Genomic DNA, 19,938 nt, shown 5'->3' on the forward strand with positions numbered 1-19,938 from the left:
CATACCGATCGATTATATCATATAAGAATACAAAACAACAACAACTAAAAACAAAAGTCATGAGAGCATCATTCAGAAGAACAGCAACGGAAACCAGGGTCAATTCATTTTTTTCGACCTTAAAGGATTCAAAAAGGGTACAATGGGCAGGTTATAGGAATTATAACCGCTAAAATCATCATCATCAAATCAAAAAACAATCCGACCTGATCATCAGGTCATAAATAAACAAAAGTCATGAAAGCATCATTCAGAAGAACAGCAACGGAAACCAGGGTCAATTCATTTTTTTCGACCTTAAAGGATTCAAAAAGGGTACAATGGGCAGGTTATAGGAATTATAACCGCTAGTACAATCATCATCAAATCAAAAAACAATCGTATCTGATCATCAGGTCATAAAAAACAAAGTCATGAAAGCAACAATGAGTAAATCACCAACAGAAGCAAGAAAGTACGCTTATTTTTCAAATTTCAAGAACAGTAAGCGAGTTCGATGGGCAGAGTACAGAAGTTATAATAGGTAGTCCACGAAAAAAACAAACATCATCAATCATGTCCTGAACTTGTTTCGGGACCCAAAAACAAAACATCATGAGAACAACAATCACCTTAGAAACACCAACAGAATCCCGTACACATACTTACTTTTCAAATTTCAAGAACAGTAAAAGGGTTCGCTGGGCCACTTACCGACATTTCAAATAATTTGCATCGCGTTATGCATAGGTATAAAAAACGAGAGGGCACACTTTTAAAAAGTGCGCCCTCTCTGCGGTTGGTTAGGAATTTATTATTCTGACTGTTTCACCAATTCTTTCTGTACGTTAGTCGGTACGTTTTGAAAGGATGAGAAAACAGCACTGAAGGTTGCCCTACCTTGGGTCATTGACCTTAAATTCGTTGAATAGCCATACAGCTCTGCTGCCGGCACGGTACTTTTTAAAATTTGATATTGATCCTTGGTTTCTATACCTTGGATTATGGCACGTCGGGATTGTAGGTCTGTCATTACGCTACCTACCATTTCTTCCGGTACTTTGACCGTTAGCTCTTGCACAGGTTCCAAAAGACTGGGATTGGCATTTAAAAATGCCTCTTTAAAGGCATGGGCCCCTGCTATTTTAAAAGAAATGTCATTTGAATCTACGGAATGCATTTTACCGTCGTATACCATTACCCTAACATCACGGATATAGGATTTTGTTAGTGGTCCTGACTCCATTACTTCCAATATGCCTTTCATTACAGAAGGCAAATATCGAAGGTCAATAACACCGCCTACGATACAATTATAGAAAACCAGTTTTCCTCCCCAGGGTAAATCAACTTCTTCCTTGCCCCTAATGTTAAAGCCTTCCGGTTCGGGCATTCCTTCATACCATGGTTCGATTTTCAAATGTACTTGGGCAAACTGTCCGGCCCCACCCGATTGTTTTTTATGCCTATAATTCGCATTTGCCGAGCGTTGTATGGTTTCGCGGTATGCAATTTTTGGACGTTCAAAAATTGCTTCTATGCCATAAATATTTTTTAAGGCCCAGTCTATCGTAGCTAAATGTAATTCGCCTTGGCACCCTAAGATCAACTGCTTCAATTCTTTGGAGTAAGACACGACCACCGTTGGATCTTGACTATGTATTTTTTTTAAGGCCTCACTTAATTTTTCCTCTTCCTTCTTATTTGCCGCAGAAATGGATTTTCGTGTTCTGGGTTCAGGAAATTGAATGGGCTTAATGGTGATAGGGTTTCCTGCCACGTGGAGGGTGTCGTTCGTTTCAGTATATTTTAATTTTAAAGTAGCTCCGATATCCCCAACGGTCAATTTAGTTACGGGTTCCCTTTTTTTACCATCCATAATGAACAACTGGTTCAATATTTCCGTTTCCCCATTTCTGGAATTTACCAACTTGTCATTTTGGTGTACTTCTCCGGATTTTACTTTAAAAAAGGTTATCTGGCCTAAATTGGGTTGGTGAATGGTCTTGAAAACGAACAAGGAGGTAGGCGCTTCTTTTATGGGTTCTATCGCATTCCCCTCAACACTTTGTTCAGGTTTTAAATCGGCTGCTGAAGGTGCTACATTGTCAATAAATCCCATTAATCGGCCACTTCCCATATCATTAAGACCAGAGGTGCAGAATACAGGGAAAACTTCTTGGTTGAGCATACCGGCCTTGATCCCTTGGCGCATTTCATCTTCGTTCAATGAGCCCTTATCAAAGTATAGCTCCAATAATTCCTCATCATTTTCCGCTGCTTTTTCAACCAGTTCATTGTGAAGTTGGGCAGCCATTTCTTTTTGGTCATCGGGAATGGGAAGTTTTTCAGGTTTTCCTCCATCAGGGCCAAATTTGTACATTTTCATTTTTAGTACATCGATAATGCATTGGGCTCCATCGACCTTTAATGGATATTGGATTTTAACCAGATTATTCCCGACCAGATTCTTTAGACTATTGTAACTTTCTTCATATTTAAGACCTAAATGGTCTATTTGGTTGATTACGAATAAAGTCGGTTTTTGATATTTATCTATATAGTTCCAAATGATCTCCGTGCCTACTTCAACCCCATATTGCCCGTTTATGACCGTAACAATGGTATCTGCCACACGAATCGAGGAAATGATTTCCCCAATGAAATCATCTAGACCGGGAGTGTCCATGATGTTTATCTTATACTGCCGCCATTCGGTATGCATGGGTGTCGCAAAAACCGAGTTTCCCCTTTCATGTTCAATTTCGTGATAGTCGGATACGGTGTTCAAGTTTTCGATAGTACCTCTTCTGTTAATCAATCCCGCTTCAAAAAGCATTGTCTCGGCCAGTGTTGTTTTACCAGAGTGATGAGCCCCTACAAGAACAACATTTTTTATGTGTTTGTCGTCGTATACCTTCATGGAGTATTGATTTTGAGATGTCTTACAAATCTAATCTTCCAGTAATTGGAATAACATGATTTTTGTTAGCTTTTATATGTAAAAAATATCGTATTCTTTAAATTTCGTTATAGTTTTACGAAATCGTTGATTTTATAGGGGGTTTCTCTAAAATTACAAAAAAAGGAAATAAAACACCCAAAAGAAGATGATAACGTTATATGAGTCAATGGTTTAAGGGTTGAACCAATAATTAAGTTTTACCGTGAGCGACCAAGTTCTGCCCGTGTATGGTGCCAATAAATGATTGTTTGTATAGACGATAAATAAATCCGAAGCAGGTTTATAGCGCCATTGGAATCGGGAATTCAAATCAAAATTCTTTGACTGTTCATTATATTGAAAAAGATTGGAAAAGAACAGTTTATTGGTAAAAGTGATATCAACTTCGGAGCCAATAAGCCAAAATTCATTGGTGTTCCAAGGTGCGGGCATCTTAATTCGATTGTAGTTTAAATTTGCACTTAAACTTACATACGGCTGAAATCGGTATCCTAAAGAGGATGTTAGGCTTGTTCTGTTCCCATCTTGATAATACCCACCTAACCGCCCATCGAAAGTGTATGTAAAGAGACTTTGGGGTTTAGAGGCATACATCCATCCGAAGGCATTCCATTGGTGTTCACTACCAATAGGCAATTCATCCATACCCAATCTCGTTGGGTCAAAAGGGGACAATAATTGAACATAATCATCGGAAATGAAAAAGTCGAGACTACTCCGATTCCTAAAGTCAAAGGAATAAAGTAAATAATTGGTGTTGTCCGTTCTTTCAAAATTTTCATTGAAGTAATAACTGGTATTCAAAATGGGTCCATGACTTAGAATTTTACCTTTTTTAGGGAAAAAAAGGTACCCGAGGTAGGAGTTGATTTTTATATACCCATTTCTGGGTACATAACCTACCTCTGCCCTGTAATTTTCGCCTACGGATTCTTCCTGTATGCGCCAGTTCCATTTTCGGCTAGTATACTCTAAATGGGCAGCTTGGGTAATACCGTTGCCTTCGTTATTGGGCGAAAAAGACTTTAGAAGGAAGGCTTTACCGTTCCACAAGTTATTGGAAGATGCCAAATTATACTCAAGACCTATATTTCGATTGTATTTAGGATATAGTGCGGTCAGGGAATCGTTCTCTTGCGGATAATTGATCGATTCTTTGTTCACCACCATCATACCGATACTCGACCGGCTAAATACTTTACGTTGAATGGATAAAACACCAAAATTCTGACTGGGAAGCCCCGTTTCGTCCACAGCTGCCGTTTGCATGTCCATTAGGCCCAAACGCCATTTCTCATTAATGTTACCACTTACCCTTGCCCCTGCCCTAATGGGAACCCCCAAACCAATTCGTCTGGAAAAGAAAGGTCGGATACTGGAATAACCGAAATTGGCAAAAAGATCCGCGTTTTCGAGAAAAAATTGCCTTTTTTCTGGGAAAAACAGTTCAAATCGGTCTAAATTCGTGACTTGACGATCTACTTCTACCTGTGAAAAATCAGGGTTCACCGTTAAGTCAAGGTTTAAGGAAGAGGTTATTCCTATTTTAACATCACCCCCTACTTTTTTATCGAAAGCTGTCTCCCCTTCAATATCATTATTTACACTTGAAAGCGCATAAGGGATTAACGAAAGGTTAGTACTTTGTGGAGGTGGAGGAACATCCCATACCAAAACCCCGGTATAGGCCAAGGAAGCTGTTGGGAACTGCCGTGGAATGGGGGTCCAGCTAGATTTTTCACTAGCTTTTAAATCCAAACGACTAAAATTTATTCCCCATTCCTTTACTCCTTCTTTGTACCGTATGGATTTGAAGGGAACTGCCATTTCAAAAACCCATTTGTCCTCATCTCTTACTACTTTGGATACCCATTTGGTATCCCAATTAAGATCAATACTGCCACCACTGAACATGGTACCGTCCCATTGTGCGCCTGCAGCATTTGAACCAAAGGAGAATCCAGTGGTCTGGTTGTTGAACGGGTCAAGAAAGAGTAGAAAATTATCATTGTTTCCAAAACTGAAATCGCGGCGTAAGGATTCAACGATATTGTCTCCATTGGTACTATTGAAAAAAGTGGCCACCAGATAAATATATTTGTCGTCATATGCCATTCGAATTTCAGACTTTTCCGTAGCCTTACGCCCATCCATGGGTAAAACCATAAAAAAATCATCTGCAACATCCGTATCTTGCCATGCAGGATCATCGGCAATACCATCTATAACAATGGGTGATGTAGCCCTTTTAATATGTAACTGAAAAGATGCATTCTTTTTTTGTGCATAACTATGCGAACACAGAAATATTAAAAAAATAAGTGTGTACAGGTATTTCATAATCAGTACTAATTTAACCTTTTGCTGAAAGATTATATAGTTGTTTTTAAACTAATAATGGCTCAATATTGTCAAAGTAGGCCATTGGTTTTTAATCTTTTACAAGCGAATAAATACGAAGTTGAACGTTTTTTTCGTTAAATCGTATACGAAATATTATTTTAGCACAATGATTTCAAAACTTATACTTAGAGATCAGGTACGGGAGCACTTATTGAGTGAAATGACCCAGGGTAAATTAGAGCCGGGTAAAACCATAAATTTGGCGGCATTGGCCCGTAAACTCGATGTTAGTGTAACTCCGATACGGGAAGCCCTGACCCAATTACAGCAATCCATGCTGATAAAGGCGATTCCCAATCGGGGTTTTATTATTGCCGAATTAAAATATGCCGAAGCCAAGGATCTTTATGAATTGGTCGCAGATCTTGAAGTGTTGGCCTTGGAGAATTCGTTATTCGATGAGGCATCGATCGAGGACTTGAAACAAGCACAGCATAAATTTAAAAATGCTTCGGATACGTTAACGAGGATCCATGCCAAACTTGAATTTCATAAAATACTGACACAGCATTATAAAAATGCCTTGGCCCAACAAATCTTGACCGATTTAAAGACCCGGATCATATTTTATGAAAGGGCGTTTTTATCAGACGATTCCATCTATGCAAAATCCGACAACCAACATGATGGTATTATTTCGGCCATTGAAGACGATAATGTGCCGACCGCCGCACTTGTACTAAAAATGAATTGGATGCTTATTTTGGATTATATTAAAAAACAGCTCACCAAAGTTTAAACTGAAATTGTTTTATTAAGAATCCCTTCATTTTATCTATCTATCCATGAGCATTAATGGTTTAATCCACTAAATGTATTAACGGAATATGGCTTCAAATATCAGACGTTCGTTAATTTAAAAATCCATTTTTGTTAAATAAATCTTATATCCGCTTAAGAATGTATATTAAAATCACATTTCTTACGTTCTTTGTATAAACACTAAAAGTTATACCATGAACTATTTATCTCCACAGATTGAAGCTTTATCTAAAAAGAAGATAAAGAAAAAAGCTCCCTTGGTCAAAAAAGTTTATTCTTGCGGTATTTTCCAGGAATATGAAGAACAGACCGAAGTGGAGACACTCCAGAAAGAATCTTAAGTAGATTAAACGATCTTCTTATTCCATGAACAATTCAGTATCCAATCCTGGAATAAGTTTCAGTGCATTTTTATAATATACCTTCTTTAAGACTTCATCCGGTAGGTTCAAACCATACATGGCCCAAAATGCATGATATTTCTTGTAGTAGGGGAAATATTCATCGTTGGTTTCCAAAACCCTGAAATAGGTAGGGAATTCCTCTGGTTTCCAGCTATCCTTCCCAAATAGTATCCGATCTTGATATTCAAGAAAAAACGCATGTGCATTTTGGGGTTGTCTTCCTAATTCGGCAATAACCGCGCTAATACCCACATACATGTTCGGCATGGCATCCAATAGCTTAGCAAGTGTAGTTAAGTCATTGGCGTGCCAACCCATATGCGCATTTATAAAATTGGTGTTTGGGTGTTTTTTGAACACGTTATGTTGTTCTTTAATAATCTGCTCCCAGGGAGCAGGATCGGTATTCGACCTTTTTCTGCGAGGGTGGGTCTTTAATTCCAGCCAGCGTTCATTATCAGCATCCATAGGATCCCAGAATGATTTGGGATCGGCAGCATGGATCAAAACAGGCACACCCATTTCGGCACATTTGGCCCATATGGGGTCTAATCTAGGGTCATCTATGGCTAAACGCTTTCCGTTTATATCGTTGTATCGTAAACCGAGACTTTTGAATATTTTAAGTCCTTTAGCGCCATTTTTTATATCCGTTTCAAGTTGTTTCGCTGCTTTTTCGGACCAATTCTCGCTCCCCACCCCACTAAAATCCACATTGGCAAAAACAGCGAAACGATTGGGATAGTTGGTCTTGATGCTTTGTAACATGCCCAATAGTCGTTCCCCTGAACCACCACTTAAATTCACCATTACCCCTTCGTTCATAGCATCCATATCCTTGACTAATGATTGCAATGCTTCTTTAGACATATCCCTCTGGTGGCTATGGACATCGATAAATGGGAATTTGGCTTTTTTTACCTCATGTTTCGGTACTACCAAGGTTGATTTGGGGTTATACTCCTCAAATTGCATTTCTTGGGCAAAAAGGATGTGGAATGATGTAAAGGTTAAAGCCATAAAAATATAAAAGCACTGTTTTCTCATAAACTAAACGGATTTTTTAGATTGTTTTAAGTAATATAGATATTCTTCATAGGTGTCAAGATCAATTTCTTTTCCTTTTGGCTTTAGGTTGGTGGTACTTTGGGTATTTTTCAACAATATTTCCTTGGCACCTACAATACCATCAAGTTTTTCCAGATCTGGAATAAACCTTTGATCATATAGCACAGGCACCCCGTTCCCATTTTCATAGGCCGTTGCTACAATATCATTGTATTCATCAATGAAAGTACTGATCATCGTATTAAGATAGGCCGTATCGATAAATGGTTGATCGCAAAGCATAAAGAGCAAACCGTCAAATTGTTTTTTACTTTGAATAAGTTCTTTTACAGCACATGAAATCGAAGAACCCATACCCTTTTTCCAATTATCGTTCAGAACAATATTTATTTGCGTTCGGTCGATTTGCCGCAAGATCATTTCCGAATTGGCTCCCAAAACCACGAATACTTCATGTGCACTGCTGGTTTTGGCCGTTTCTATGGCTTGGCCCAAGAGTGTGGTCTCTCCCCATGGTAACAATTGCTTGGGTTGTTGCATACGGGAAGATTCCCCTGCCGCTAAGATAACTATGGCTATGTTCGTTGATTTTCCCACTAGCAATGTATGGCACTTAACTTATCTTTGAGCATTATAGGTTCTTGCTTGCGGGTTACGGATAATATTTCAGCCATAATTGCAATACATATTTCCTGTGCGGTTTCTGCGCCGATGTTAAGACCTGACGGACCGTAAATAGAGTCAAAAAAGGCATCATCGATTTCCGGGTACCTCTCGATCAATTCCCCCATTAACTTCTCCCGGCGTTTCATAGGTCCTAAAATACCGATATAAGCAGGTTTGGATTCCTTGATTCGTATTAGGAATTTAAGGTCCTTTACATAATTATGGGTCATTACAAGAACGGCGGTTTGGTTATCTATTTGGTCAATATCCAAATCGTCGGCATCTACACATAACATTTCCTGTGCCCCAGGAAAATCCTTTAATTTTTTTTGTTCTGAAGGAGGTGCCACAATGGTCACTTCCCATCCTGTCAATGAGGCATAACCACTTAGTTGTACCGCGTCATGTTCGGCACCAATGATCAAAAGCTTAAAACATGGTTTCATTTTTTGGGAAAATACCTCCAATCCTTTTACAGGGCGTAAAATGGCAGCAAATGGAAAGTCGTTATTATCCGTACGCATTATTGATCCATAGGAGAAATTCGTGCCTTCTGTCTTGGTGTAATAGGATTGTAAGGTGAATACATTCCTATTGTGGCCGAGTCGATCAAAAGCCGACAAAAAGGCTTCATTTGGTTCAAAGGGTTCAATGAGAATGTATAGGAGGCCTTCACAACCCAATCGATAGCGACCATCATATGTCATCATTTTTGGAATACCGTTTTCCAGCACACTTTGGGCTTGGCGAATTACTTCTTTTTCAACACATCCGCCACTTACTGCACCAACGGCCCTCCCATCTTCTAAAATGAGCATTCGAACGCCGGGTCTTCGGTAAGATGAACCATCAAGGGCCACAACTGTTGCCAAAACGGTTTTAAGTTGTTTTTCCTTCGCGGAAATATAGGTTTTTACGATATTTTTGAATTCATGGGTCATGCCGTAAATTTAAAACAACTGTAATTTAAGGTTTAAAATCGATAGTACCTGATTTTCTGCAAAAGGCATCGAAAAACAGATGATTTATACATGTTGATGAGGATTTTAAATCCCTTCTAATTTAACGGATTTGCGTGACATGGTTTTCTTTAACAAGATTTAACAAAGTTTTATTTTTGTGGCATAATTTATGATCCAAATGAGCGTTCTGTGTGTTGAACCTCAAAATGACGAAAATGAAATCACTTTTTAAATATTCTAGTATTTTTGCCTTTCTTTTATTGGCCTTTGCATGTGGTAATGCAGATGATGATGTTAATCTGGATATAAATTTCGGTGATGGCCTAGGCAAAGGAGAACCGGTAGATGATTGTTTAAATTTTGAAGAAAGCGATTTAATATTAAGCATTCAAGAGCAATACACTACCCTACCGGGAAAAGTTTCGATATTGTTCAAAGTTTCGGATACCAATGGGAGTCCTGTCGCAGGCTTAACGGCAAATCAATTCACTATATATGAACAAGGTCGTAATGATGAATGTTTCAATACCATTTCATCCTCGGAGTCATACGCCCGTATCTCGCCGAATTCACAGATATTCAATGCGAACACAATTCTTGTTTTGGATTTGAGCAATAGTGTCCTGAGCAGTAGCTTAGACGAATTGAAAACGGCTTCGGTAAGTTTTGTGAATAATGTGATGCCGGCAACAACTGAGGAATCTTATAAAATGGCCATCTATTGGTTTGATGGGGAAGATGGATTACATCTATTGAATGATTTGACAAGTTCTAAACAGGAATTGGTCGCTGCTATAGATTCCATTACAGATGATATCAGCAATGATCCATCAACGGATCTTTATGGAGCGGTAATTGAATCGACCGATATTGCGGAGGACCTATTGAAAGAGAGTATAAAAAATGAGGTTATCGGGGCGGCCTCGGTGGTTGTATTCACTGATGGTACCGATCAAGCTTCCCGATATACCAAAGAGGCGGCTTTAAAGAAAGTAAACGATGCTAGTGCCAATATATCGTTCTTTACCATTGGTCTTGGTGCCGAGATAGATACGCAAATTTTATCCGATATCGGCAAGACGTATAGCGTTTTTGCAGGTAATGCGGAAGAATTGGAAAATACGTTCAACGATATTTCCTTGAAAATTTCGGAACGGGCCAATAGCTTTTATCTTTTTGAGTATTGCAGCCCAAAAAGGGATGGTAGTGGAGATAACAATTTAGTAATACAATTGACCGATGGCAATCGACAAGGTGCAGTACAAACCAAATTCAGTGCCGACGGTTTCACTGGAGGTTGTGAATAAATGCATTTATATAATCTAGATACAAAGCGTCCTTTTCAGGACGCTTTTTTATTTACATTAATTTTCAAACGAATTAAGGTAGGGTTTTTTCAAAGTTGATTGTTCTAAAACCAACAACCCCATTTTAATTGAATACCTACATCCTAAAGACTATGATGATGCTGTTAACTATTAAGATTGAAAATCATGGATGTAATCAAAGAAATTATTCAAGAGAGTCCGGCAGGACATTTATCAAAAGGGTATAAAAGCCTTGTTCTTCTATTGTTCGCCACAATTGTTTCAACATTACTCACAATGTTGGTGATCTTATTGACTTATGGCCCTTATATGACCATACGTTATGGATATTGATGGTACACAAACCCTATTTAGAGATGATGCAGAAATCACTAAAAGCCCAATTAGGAGCTTTATGGATTATCTATAGATCATCGCGTTATTAAAAACTCCCTCCCCCGTATTCAAGTCGAGGAGAAAACCATTGATAACGGCATATTCAGGTTTTCCGTTTTTCTCTAACAGAAATGTAGGGTTAATACCGATCTGCAATTGCAACTCCGGTACTTTATAGGTACTTCCTATAATGTTCATGGGAATAGGTGATTCCAGTTTTTCCAAAGGAAGCCTGGCCACGCGCAAATAGGTGTATCCCTGCTTTAAGAGATCGATTGCATTGATTTGGTTGATGTCATCCAAGGTATGTAACTCGTTGGGATAAACTTTACCTTGTTTTATGGTATAATCGGTCGCATCCAAGGTTTTATAGCCATAATAGGTCGATAAGTCGCCCAGTTCAAGGATTCGACTGCTGTACCAAAAATCTGTATTCCCTTTTTTATCAACCTCAAGTCGATTGATCCCGATATCTAATTTATAGGCCTTATCCAACAAGTGATATGTGGCATTGGTTATTTTTAAATCGAAAAGTTTGCGATCATTTTCAGGAATTTTACTGTATTCATCAATAGGTATTTCTTTGTAGTTTTCTTCAGCGATCGTATAAATGGCGGAAAGGATCGACACATAATTAAGCTTCCTTATCTCTTGTTTTTCCACATCATTGGAATATCCGCCCGACTCAATTAAAATAGTACTGGTACCCCATTTTTGAATGTTATCACCAAAAGCCCTTGGTTCAAAATCATCATTATACCGCCCTACTTGGCCGGGGGCATATTTTTGTATGACATTGTTCATGAATACAATGATTTTCATGGCATTTGCACGGGTTTCGTTTATGTCTTTTTCATAATTGAACGCTGGTGCCAAATAGGAAATGGTCGCGGGCTTTTCAGTGCGTTCCGCATTGTAGTATGTACTTTGATCATGCAGGTTAAATCCGAAATCGGCTTCCAAACTATCCCTCACTCTTTTTAATGTTTTGCTTTCAGGAGATTGTAGCCGTAAGGCATCCCTATTGATATCTACCCCCAAAAGGTTTCTTCGTTGATACCGTTCTGCCCCATCGGGATTCAACATAGGCAAGAAATGAAGGGTGAGATTACTTAGGATTTCCTGTTTTTCAGACTTAAACCCATTGCTTGCCAAAAAATTGAAAATATCAAAAATAGCTTGTGTCGCGGTAGGTTCATCCCCATGCATTTGGGACCAAAGAAATACATTGGTATCCCCGGTACCGATACTGATCAGTTTCAAATCGCGACCTTCTATAGATTCGCCCACCTTCGTTACGGTAAATAAGGGATTGGCGGCATGTTTAGCGATCAGAGGTTGTATCTCATGATGTTTTATTCGGCGCTTATCCAGTTTCTCTTCCTTGTATTTTTCATAGGTGCCATAGAGTTTTGATGTAATATCATAATCTTGTGAAAATCCGGTATTGATGAAAAAGAGAAAAAGGAAAAAAGTGTTTAACTTCATATTCATTTTAATTACTGTTTTTAGGTAGCGGTTTAAATTTATACTCTTTTGTTGCGTTTCTAACCTTGGTCATAAATTCTTCACCCGGATCGGTTTTCTTTGTTCGGTATCCTTTGTCTTTCTCCAACCATAGTTCGTGACCTTCGAACAAAGTATATTCGTGATGGCCAATAACATATGCAATATCATACTTTTCTGCCAAATATTTTACCAACCAAATATTCGATTTCAATTGTTCCTTGGTCAGTGGGGTTTCTGACGTTCCGCCCACATTCTCAACCCCGATAGCACAATGGTTCAATCCTATTACGTGTCTGCCCATAGTGGTTTCCGGTAAAAGCTGATAAATAGTCCCATCACGATCAACCAAAAAATGGGCTGAAACATTGAGGCCGCTCACGTTCTCTATATCAGGGCGCCAATTCGGTAATTTTGAATTACGGAACGCATCGAATGATTTTTCGAATGTAGGAATGGCCGTCCAATGCAAAACGATCATTTTCGGAACAATCGTTGGCTCTTTTTGATCCAATCCATACCTCTCCTTTAAATAATTTAAAGTTAGTTCAGTACGTTCATCATTGAAAATGACGGGCTTATCCACTATTTTCTTAGTGGTTGAACATGCTGAAAGAACTAATAGAAATAAAATAGGGATGATCTTTTTCATTATTCTCGGTTTTAATCGTTCAAGGGTAAAGAATCCAGTTTTTCTTTTAAAATGGCATATTCGATAATGACCTTTCTTCTACCCCAATCTTTGGCCTTATCAATGTTGTTTCCCATATAAATATCAATTCTGTTTTTCCATTTCGAATGCATTTTATCGTTGATGTAAAAAGTATCAGGAAAGGTATCGATGCGTACCATTGTTCCATAATCCAGCCCCTTTGCAATCAAATCCCTCGAAACGGCCAATGATTTTAAGCCCGGGACCAAAGTATCTCCCCAAGCAGTAACTGTGGGCATTTCATTGGTTTGTGACTGAACCGAGTTATAGGCGGTGGCGGTAACCTCAATAGGCATCCAAATGTAAGGGTCTTCTTTTTTTTCTTCTTCACACCCCCATATAAAAGAAACTAGAAGCAAACCAATGAGACTATTGTTGGCCATATTACGGATTTGTTTTGTTTTCAAGTATCAATACATCAACACCTTTTTCTTCCCAAAATTTTAATTTTTCAGAAGGAACGGGAGTAAAGGAATAGGAAAACGAACTGAGTATTATATCCTCATCCCCATCTTCGTCAACATCCCCTGCATCTATTAGTAACCAACGGGCAAAGTTGGCTTCTTCAAGAGTGGCATCCTCAAAAATGAATGTTGGGGAATTCTTGTTTTCCAAATATACAAATGATGATTCTTTTGGATTGTCATAGTTCGGAAAGGTTGACAATAACGCAAAATCTATATCCCCGTCCTTATCAAAATCCCTTGACACCACGCGGGTCGCACCATTCATTGGATAAAAATATTGTTCTTTAAAATTATTGTTACCATCATTAATGTAAATTCGCATTCCGTGGTAAGGTTTAGGAATATAAGTTAGGTCCGCATTATCGCCATTTACGGTAATGATATCATCATCCCCATCATTATCATAATCCAATAATTCAAACCAACTACTCCCGTAAATAGGACTAAAACGAATCACTTTGTCCATTTTGAATTTTAAATCATCTTCTTGGTAGAAAATGGTAATATTCTCATCCCCTTGGGAAAATAACGCCACAATATCTTTTTTGCCATCGCCATTCATGTCTTTGACTACCGAGCGGATGACTCCGGGAAGCCTTGAAAGTACTTGTTTTTCGAATGCCAAGGAATCGTTCTGTTTCAATAAACTCAGCATACCGGTAAGATATCCGAATTCGCTAACTACAAGCTCGTCCTTGCCGTTTCCGTTTAGGTCGCTTATCGCGGTATGTACTGGCCTATGCAGAATTTTCGGTATTTTGAATGATTCCCCCTTTTTTTCGATAAGTATACTGCCCGATGGAATCTCAGAAGGGTCCAGTTTACCTACCAGTGTGGCATAGGACACATCTTCGGATGTAAAATAGCTTGTAATTGGCCGCTTATAATGATTTATAAAAGACACTTTTCCTTCCTTATAATCAAAATTCAAAAGCCTTCCCGACATGTCAGCAAGCTCTATCTTGCCAATATTTTTTCTGTAATTAAGGTAAGTGAACATTAAACCGGGTAAGGTATCAAAGGTTATGGGGCGTGGGGTAAAACCCTTTAACGCCTGATTTGTAATCCCTTTTTTGGGCATTATGAGAGAATCAGGTGCTTGCCGAATAATATATTCTTGCAGTAATTGCCAATCTTCATTGCTGATCATTGGGGGTAAGGTGTATATTCCCGATTTCATGATTGCCTCTTGTTCTTTGAACGGCCGTCCGTTGTACGGGCTATAGCCACTGTTTCGAATACCCATCCTTGCCCCCATATCGGGTAGAACACTTTTTTCCCAGACTGTTTTTGGTAGGGATTGTATGGAAGGGGCAATATGGCAAACGGCACAACGGGTCTCGTAAAGGGCAAGTCCCTTTTCTTCTTTGGTTTGACCGCAAGATTGAATTAATAAAGCACAAAAAATAATAAGTCCTGAATATGATGGAATACCCTTGTAATTCGAAAACTCAAAGACTTTGGACAAGTTGATCATAGCGCTTCTTTAATGGTTTCAAGAATATTCAGTCAGTATGGACTATCCTTGGTCTTTATTCAAGTCCAATGTTTTTTGTAGGATATAACAAGCAATTTAAAAAATATGTTTTAGCTAAAGCTATATTGTTCGGACAAAAGAGAAAAGAAACATTAAATTTGTTTTATAACTAATTTAAGCAATGAAAATAGTTAAACGCTTACTTACAATAGTCCTTTTAATTCTGGTCGTAGTCGCCTGGTTAAATTATCCAAAACTTAATATTATTTCCGGTTTTGCCGCTAAGAGCATGGCTTCAAACCAATTTGTTGCCCATCGCAGTTCGGAATCTGTAACTATGAACGATCATAATGTACCCATGATAAAATTGGCGAAGACAGGAACGATCAAAGACGGGGCCGTAGCTACGGTATTTGGGTTAATGGAGCGGAAGGCCATATGCAATGACGGAATAGGCTGTATACTTGTTGATGACGATCACGAAATGGAATCGTTTGATTTTCATCCTAATCGTGACATAAAAAAAACCTTTTTACCTTTCCCTTATGGGGATTTGGAACCTAAGGATACGATTTTTGAAAATGTGGATTATAAGCAACTTAAAAAAGCTGTGGATGGTGCCTTTGGGAATGCTGAAACACAAAAAACCAGAACCGTCCTGGTTGCTTATAAAAACCATATCATTGCAGAGGAATATATAAAAGGTTTTACCAAGGAAACCCCTATTCTGGGTTGGTCTATGACCAAAAGTGTTTTGGCTACCTTGTATGGAATCTTAGAGTACAAGGGAGAACTGGATGTTCAACAACCGGCACCTATCCCCTCTTGGCAAAATGATGAAAGAAAGAATATTACCCTGAACCATCTATTGCGCATGCAAAGTGGACTTGCCTGGGAAGAGGACTATACCAAAATATCCGATGTGACAAGAATGCTGTTTTTGGATGAAGATATGACAGTTGCACAAGAAGATAAAGAAGCCATTGCCCAACCTACAGAGATCTGGAACTATTCCTCTGGCACAACGAACCTACTGTCAGGTATTTTAAGAGATCGATTCAAAACCCAACAGGAGTACTTGGATTTTCCCTATACGGCCTTGGTAGATAAGTTAGGAATGCACTCCATGATCATTGAAACCGATATGAAAGGTAATTATATAGGTTCTTCTTATGGATGGGCCACTACGAGGGATTGGGCCAAATTCGGTCTATTGTACTTGAACAAGGGAAATTGGAATGGGGAACAACTTTTTGATGCTTCTTGGGTAGATTATATTACAACACCTACAAAACTATCCGAAGGCACCTATGGTGCACACTTTTGGCTAAATGCCCAGGGAAATTACCCCGATGTTCCCATAGATCTTTACTCGGCCAATGGTTATCAAGGTCAGTATGTATTCATAATACCCTCCAAAGATTTGGTGGTGGTGCGTACAGGTTTGGCAGAATATCCTGAGTTTGATGTCAATACTTTCTTGAGTGAAGTCATCAAGGCTATAGAATAGATGACTTACTGTTTTTTGAAAAGTTGTAAAAGCTAAATACTCTTTTTGGGAAGGTTCACTACATTTCTGGCTTGGTACACAACAATAATTCGAATTTTCTGTAAAGCTGTTCTATATTTACCCTGTAATAATCAAGTAAATAATTTTTTTCATTTTCATATAGTGTTCTCGTAAAAGGGTCTTGTCGGTAAACGGTGGGACTCTTTTTAGTTTACAACAGTTTTATTGAATCCCGCAGCCATTCTTACTCAGTTCGTTCTAATCAAGGAATCCAGCTATTCTTGTCAAAATTTGGCTTCCGTTTCTCCAAAAAGGCATTTCGACCTTCTTTCGCTTCTTCTGTCATATAGGCCAATCGGGTTGCTTCCCCGGCAAATACCTGCTGCCCAACCATACCATCATCGGTTAAGTTCATGGCGAACTTCAACATTTTTATAGAGGTGGGTGATTTCTCCAGGATTTCCTGAGCCCATTCATAAGCGGTATCTTCCAATTCTTCGTGAGGGATCACAGCATTTACCATTCCCATTTCATAAGCATCCTGTGCGGTATAGTTTCGACCTAAAAAGAAAATCTCACGTGCTTTTTTCTGTCCGACCATTTTGGCCAAATAAGCAGAACCATACCCGCCATCAAAACTGGTAACATCGGCATCGGTCTGTTTAAAAAGGGCATGCTCCTTACTGGCTAAAGTCAGGTCACAAACTACATGTAGACTATGCCCGCCACCAACGGCCCAACCAGGGACAACGGCTATTACCACTTTGGGCATAAAACGTATCAAACGTTGTACTTCCAAGATATTCAATCTGTGCATACCGTCCTCACCTACATAACCCTTATGGCCACGTGCCTTTTGGTCGCCACCACTGCAAAAAGAATAAACCCCGTCTTTGGTTGAAGGGCCTTCCGCCGAAAGCAGAACAACCCCTATAGATGTGTCTTCCTGAGCGTCATAAAATGCCTTGTAGAGTTCACTCGTTGTCTTTGGCCGAAAGGCATTGCGCACATTAGGCCTGTTGAAGGCGATGCGGGCAACCCCATTACTTTTTTTATAGGTGATGTCCTCAAATTCTATAGCGGTTTTCCAACTGGCTTTTTGCATGGTATCGGTTTTTGATGTGCAACAAAATTAACAATTGCAAAGTAACACAATTTGATAAAATTATGGGTAACGGTTGTCTTCGTCTTTTTCCAAAAAATGCTCACCATCAGTCTTTCTGACAAAGAGACCAAATTTCGGAAATCGATATATGAATGTTAAAAGTGTGACTAAATTATTTATATTTGAGTACTCCCCCATTTTTTATTAGCTATTGCAGTAGTAGAACACAGCTTGGAAAAGGAAGCGAACTTGGTTCACTTACCTCCTATCTCTAATTTTAAAAAAAATGCATTTTTATGAAAACGAAAATTTTAGGTTTATTAATGGTAATGTTATTGGTTTCTTGCAAAGAAGAACCTCAGATGGTCCAAAGGGAAATCAAACAATACACTATTGATCAGTTCATGGACAATGAGTCTGTAGGTGGAGGAAGCTTTTCTTATGACAACAACAATTTATTGGTTTCCAGTAATCGGTCAGGGATTTATAATATCTATACGATTCCTGTTAAAGGGGGCGAAATGACAGCGATTACCGCATCGGATAGTACATCCGTTTTTGCGGAATCATACTTTCCAAATGATAATAGGATGCTTTACAGCGCAGATGGCAATGGAGATGAAATAGATCATCTTTATGTAAGGGAGTTAGATGGTTCAATCAAGGACATAACCCCTGCGGAAGGTGCCAAAGCAGGTTTTTATGGATGGTCAAAGGATAAAAATCATTTGTATTACGGATCAAATAAAAGAGACCCTCGGTTTTTTGATGTATATAAATTATCGATTGATGGCTATACATCCGAAATGATCTACCAAAATAATGACGGGTTGGATTATAGTGAAATGTCAGATGATGAGAATTATATCGCCTTGTCAAAGGTGATGAACACCAATGACAGTGATTTATTTATCTATAATGTAAAAACCAAGGAAACAACCAAAATCAATGAAAATCTAAGTGCAAATTCCGCCCAGGATTTTTCGGTGGATAATTCAACTTTTTACTACACCACTGATGATGGTGGTGAATTTTCGTATTTGATGTCCTATGATCTGGAGTCAAAGGAAAAGAAAAAGGTCGTTGAGAAGTCTTGGGACATTATGGGAAGTGGTTTTACCTCGCAAGGAAATTACATGGTAGTTTATACCAATGAAGACGGAAAGAATGCCATTGATATATTGGATGCCAAAACAATGCAGCCTATTGATATGCCGGATTTTGATAACAAGAGTATTACGAGTGTCAATTTTAGTGATAACGAAGAATGGATGCGGATGTATGTAGGTGGTTCTAATACACCTTCAGATTTGTATACCTACAACCTAAATACCAAAGAACAATACAAATTGACCCATGTATTGAATGATGAAATTGATGTTGAAGATTTGGTAAATGCAGAAGTTATTCGATTTAAATCGTTTGATGGCACGGAAATTCCTGCCATTTATTATTTACCACATCAGGCTTCCGAAACCAATAAAGTACCGGCCTTGGTATGGGTACACGGTGGCCCAGGTGGTCAAACGCGTCAAAATTTCAATTCTTTGATGCAGTATATGGTCAATCATGGTTATGCCGTTTTGGCCGTGAACAATCGAGGCAGTAGTGGCTATGGAAAGACCTTTTTTAAAATGGATGATAGGAACCATGGGGAAAAAGATCTCCAGGATTGTGTGGAGGGTAAAAACTGGTTAGCCGAACAGCCTGAAATCGACGGTGAAAAAATTGGTATTTTAGGAGGGTCATATGGCGGATACATGACGATGGCGGCATTAACATACACTCCAGAGGAGTTTGATGTGGGTGTTAATTTATTCGGTGTTACCAATTGGTTGCGAACCATGAAAAGTATCCCTCCGTATTGGGAATCGTTTAGGGAAGCCCTATACCTGGAATTGGGTGATCCCTATTCGGCCGATTCTGTTCGTTTAAAACGTATTTCACCTTTGTTCCATACAGACAAAGTAACAAAACCATTGATCGTATTGCAAGGTTCCCAAGACCCAAGGGTTTTACAAGTAGAATCCGATGAGATCGTGGCAGGGGTCCGGAAAAACAATGTTCCTGTGGAATATGTTTTATTCGAGGATGAAGGTCACGGCTTTGTAAAAAAGAAAAATCAAATAGAAGCATATAGCCGAATATTGAAGTTTTTGGACCGATACCTTAAAGAAGAAAACCTACCTGTTGAGGGGGAAGTCCCCAAAATTGAAATTGAAGGGGAAGAGTGATGCTTTTCCCTTTAC

Annotated in this window: 16 protein-coding genes; 6 read left to right on the forward strand and 10 right to left on the reverse strand. The window is 38.8% G+C overall.

Translation table 11 applies throughout. From position 1 onward, the window contains the following. Positions 1–793: 793 nt before the first annotated feature. Together R3X28_RS08040 and R3X28_RS08045 are read right to left on the reverse strand one after the other, a co-directional pair. On the reverse strand, positions 794–2,902 hold the full coding sequence (locus R3X28_RS08040) for an elongation factor G (RefSeq protein WP_317663882.1): 2,109 nt from the start codon (positions 2,900–2,902) through the stop codon (positions 794–796). A 213-nt stretch (positions 2,903–3,115) separates the two neighbouring features. After that, positions 3,116–5,284 carry a DUF5916 domain-containing protein gene (locus tag R3X28_RS08045; RefSeq protein WP_317663884.1) on the reverse strand — a complete coding sequence of 723 codons (2,169 nt, stop codon included), beginning with the start codon at positions 5,282–5,284 and terminating at the stop codon, positions 3,116–3,118. A gap of 169 nt (positions 5,285–5,453) precedes the next feature. Between R3X28_RS08045 and R3X28_RS08050 the strand changes: the two genes are divergently transcribed. Next, entirely contained in the window at positions 5,454–6,086 is a 633-nt protein-coding gene (locus tag R3X28_RS08050) for a GntR family transcriptional regulator (RefSeq protein ID WP_317663886.1), read from the forward strand. 217 nt (positions 6,087–6,303) lie between these two features. Beyond that, positions 6,304–6,450, forward strand: coding sequence for a hypothetical protein (locus R3X28_RS08055; RefSeq protein ID WP_179955059.1), 147 nt, complete (start codon positions 6,304–6,306; stop codon positions 6,448–6,450). A gap of 18 nt (positions 6,451–6,468) precedes the next feature. On the opposite strand, the gene R3X28_RS08060 is transcribed toward R3X28_RS08055, so the two are convergent. Genes R3X28_RS08060 through R3X28_RS08070 form a run of 3 tightly spaced genes read right to left on the reverse strand, consistent with a single transcriptional unit; the run spans position 6,469 to position 9,188 of the window. Continuing rightward, on the reverse strand, positions 6,469–7,560 hold the full coding sequence (locus tag R3X28_RS08060) for an amidohydrolase family protein (protein WP_317663887.1): 1,092 nt from the start codon (positions 7,558–7,560) through the stop codon (positions 6,469–6,471). A gap of 3 nt (positions 7,561–7,563) precedes the next feature. Beyond that, complete coding sequence (locus R3X28_RS08065) at positions 7,564–8,178, reverse strand: nucleotidyltransferase family protein (protein WP_317663889.1); 615 nt, start codon at positions 8,176–8,178, stop codon at positions 7,564–7,566. Continuing rightward, positions 8,178–9,188, reverse strand: coding sequence for an XdhC family protein (locus tag R3X28_RS08070; RefSeq protein ID WP_317663890.1), 1,011 nt, complete (start codon positions 9,186–9,188; stop codon positions 8,178–8,180). Before R3X28_RS08070 ends, R3X28_RS08065 begins: the two co-directional genes overlap by 1 nt. Before the next feature lie 236 nt (positions 9,189–9,424). On the opposite strand from R3X28_RS08070, the gene R3X28_RS08075 reads away from it, so the two are divergent. Both R3X28_RS08075 and R3X28_RS08080 read left to right on the forward strand, forming a co-directional pair. Next, entirely contained in the window at positions 9,425–10,516 is a 1,092-nt protein-coding gene (locus tag R3X28_RS08075; protein WP_317663891.1) for a vWA domain-containing protein, read from the forward strand. 186 nt (positions 10,517–10,702) lie between these two features. After that, the gene (locus R3X28_RS08080; RefSeq protein ID WP_282054891.1) at positions 10,703–10,870 is read left to right on the forward strand and encodes a hypothetical protein; all 168 of its coding nucleotides are present in this window, start codon (positions 10,703–10,705) and stop codon (positions 10,868–10,870) included. Between the two features lie 66 nt (positions 10,871–10,936). Here the strand turns inward: R3X28_RS08080 and R3X28_RS08085 are convergent, their stop codons facing one another. The 4 genes from R3X28_RS08085 to R3X28_RS08100 are packed head-to-tail and all read right to left on the reverse strand — an operon-like array spanning position 10,937 to position 15,074. After that, complete coding sequence (locus R3X28_RS08085; protein WP_317663894.1) at positions 10,937–12,406, reverse strand: M14 family metallopeptidase; 1,470 nt, start codon at positions 12,404–12,406, stop codon at positions 10,937–10,939. A gap of 1 nt (position 12,407) precedes the next feature. Then, entirely contained in the window at positions 12,408–13,070 is a 663-nt protein-coding gene (locus R3X28_RS08090) for a peptidoglycan recognition family protein (protein WP_317663896.1), read from the reverse strand. A gap of 11 nt (positions 13,071–13,081) precedes the next feature. Beyond that, positions 13,082–13,513, reverse strand: coding sequence for a 3D domain-containing protein (locus R3X28_RS08095; RefSeq protein WP_282054886.1), 432 nt, complete (start codon positions 13,511–13,513; stop codon positions 13,082–13,084). Between the two features lies 1 nt (position 13,514). Then, positions 13,515–15,074 carry a VCBS repeat-containing protein gene (locus R3X28_RS08100; RefSeq protein WP_317663898.1) on the reverse strand — a complete coding sequence of 520 codons (1,560 nt, stop codon included), beginning with the start codon at positions 15,072–15,074 and terminating at the stop codon, positions 13,515–13,517. A 181-nt stretch (positions 15,075–15,255) separates the two neighbouring features. On the opposite strand from R3X28_RS08100, the gene R3X28_RS08105 reads away from it, so the two are divergent. Then, entirely contained in the window at positions 15,256–16,584 is a 1,329-nt protein-coding gene (locus R3X28_RS08105) for a serine hydrolase (RefSeq protein WP_317663900.1), read from the forward strand. A 262-nt stretch (positions 16,585–16,846) separates the two neighbouring features. Here the strand turns inward: R3X28_RS08105 and R3X28_RS08110 are convergent, their stop codons facing one another. Next, complete coding sequence (locus tag R3X28_RS08110) at positions 16,847–17,689, reverse strand: 1,4-dihydroxy-2-naphthoyl-CoA synthase (RefSeq protein WP_154365397.1); 843 nt, start codon at positions 17,687–17,689, stop codon at positions 16,847–16,849. A gap of 296 nt (positions 17,690–17,985) precedes the next feature. On the opposite strand from R3X28_RS08110, the gene R3X28_RS08115 reads away from it, so the two are divergent. Next, a complete protein-coding gene (locus tag R3X28_RS08115) occupies positions 17,986–19,923 on the forward strand; it encodes a S9 family peptidase (RefSeq protein WP_317663902.1) in 1,938 nt (645 codons plus the stop codon). Positions 19,924–19,938: the final 15 nt, after the last annotated feature.

It is taken from the genome of Maribacter sp. TH_r10 (assembly GCF_033101095.1).
Classification (GTDB): Bacteria; Bacteroidota; Bacteroidia; order Flavobacteriales; family Flavobacteriaceae; genus Maribacter_A; species Maribacter_A luteus.

Bases quoted from the DNA above. Each gene is read 5' to 3' on its own strand.
- R3X28_RS08040 (WP_317663882.1), bottom strand. From the start codon at position 2,902: ATGAAGGTATACGACGACAAACACATAAAAAATGTTGTTCTTGTAGGG.
- R3X28_RS08045 (WP_317663884.1), bottom strand. From the start codon at position 5,284: ATGAAATACCTGTACACACTTATTTTTTTAATATTTCTGTGTTCGCAT.
- R3X28_RS08050 (WP_317663886.1), top strand. From the start codon at position 5,454: ATGATTTCAAAACTTATACTTAGAGATCAGGTACGGGAGCACTTATTG.
- R3X28_RS08055 (WP_179955059.1), top strand. From the start codon at position 6,304: ATGAACTATTTATCTCCACAGATTGAAGCTTTATCTAAAAAGAAGATA.
- R3X28_RS08060 (WP_317663887.1), bottom strand. From the start codon at position 7,560: ATGAGAAAACAGTGCTTTTATATTTTTATGGCTTTAACCTTTACATCA.
- R3X28_RS08070 (WP_317663890.1), bottom strand. From the start codon at position 9,188: ATGACCCATGAATTCAAAAATATCGTAAAAACCTATATTTCCGCGAAG.
- R3X28_RS08075 (WP_317663891.1), top strand. From the start codon at position 9,425: ATGAAATCACTTTTTAAATATTCTAGTATTTTTGCCTTTCTTTTATTG.
- R3X28_RS08080 (WP_282054891.1), top strand. From the start codon at position 10,703: ATGGATGTAATCAAAGAAATTATTCAAGAGAGTCCGGCAGGACATTTA.
- R3X28_RS08085 (WP_317663894.1), bottom strand. From the start codon at position 12,406: ATGAATATGAAGTTAAACACTTTTTTCCTTTTTCTCTTTTTCATCAAT.
- R3X28_RS08090 (WP_317663896.1), bottom strand. From the start codon at position 13,070: ATGAAAAAGATCATCCCTATTTTATTTCTATTAGTTCTTTCAGCATGT.
- R3X28_RS08095 (WP_282054886.1), bottom strand. From the start codon at position 13,513: ATGGCCAACAATAGTCTCATTGGTTTGCTTCTAGTTTCTTTTATATGG.
- R3X28_RS08100 (WP_317663898.1), bottom strand. From the start codon at position 15,074: ATGATCAACTTGTCCAAAGTCTTTGAGTTTTCGAATTACAAGGGTATT.
- R3X28_RS08105 (WP_317663900.1), top strand. From the start codon at position 15,256: ATGAAAATAGTTAAACGCTTACTTACAATAGTCCTTTTAATTCTGGTC.
- R3X28_RS08110 (WP_154365397.1), bottom strand. From the start codon at position 17,689: ATGCAAAAAGCCAGTTGGAAAACCGCTATAGAATTTGAGGACATCACC.
- R3X28_RS08115 (WP_317663902.1), top strand. From the start codon at position 17,986: ATGAAAACGAAAATTTTAGGTTTATTAATGGTAATGTTATTGGTTTCT.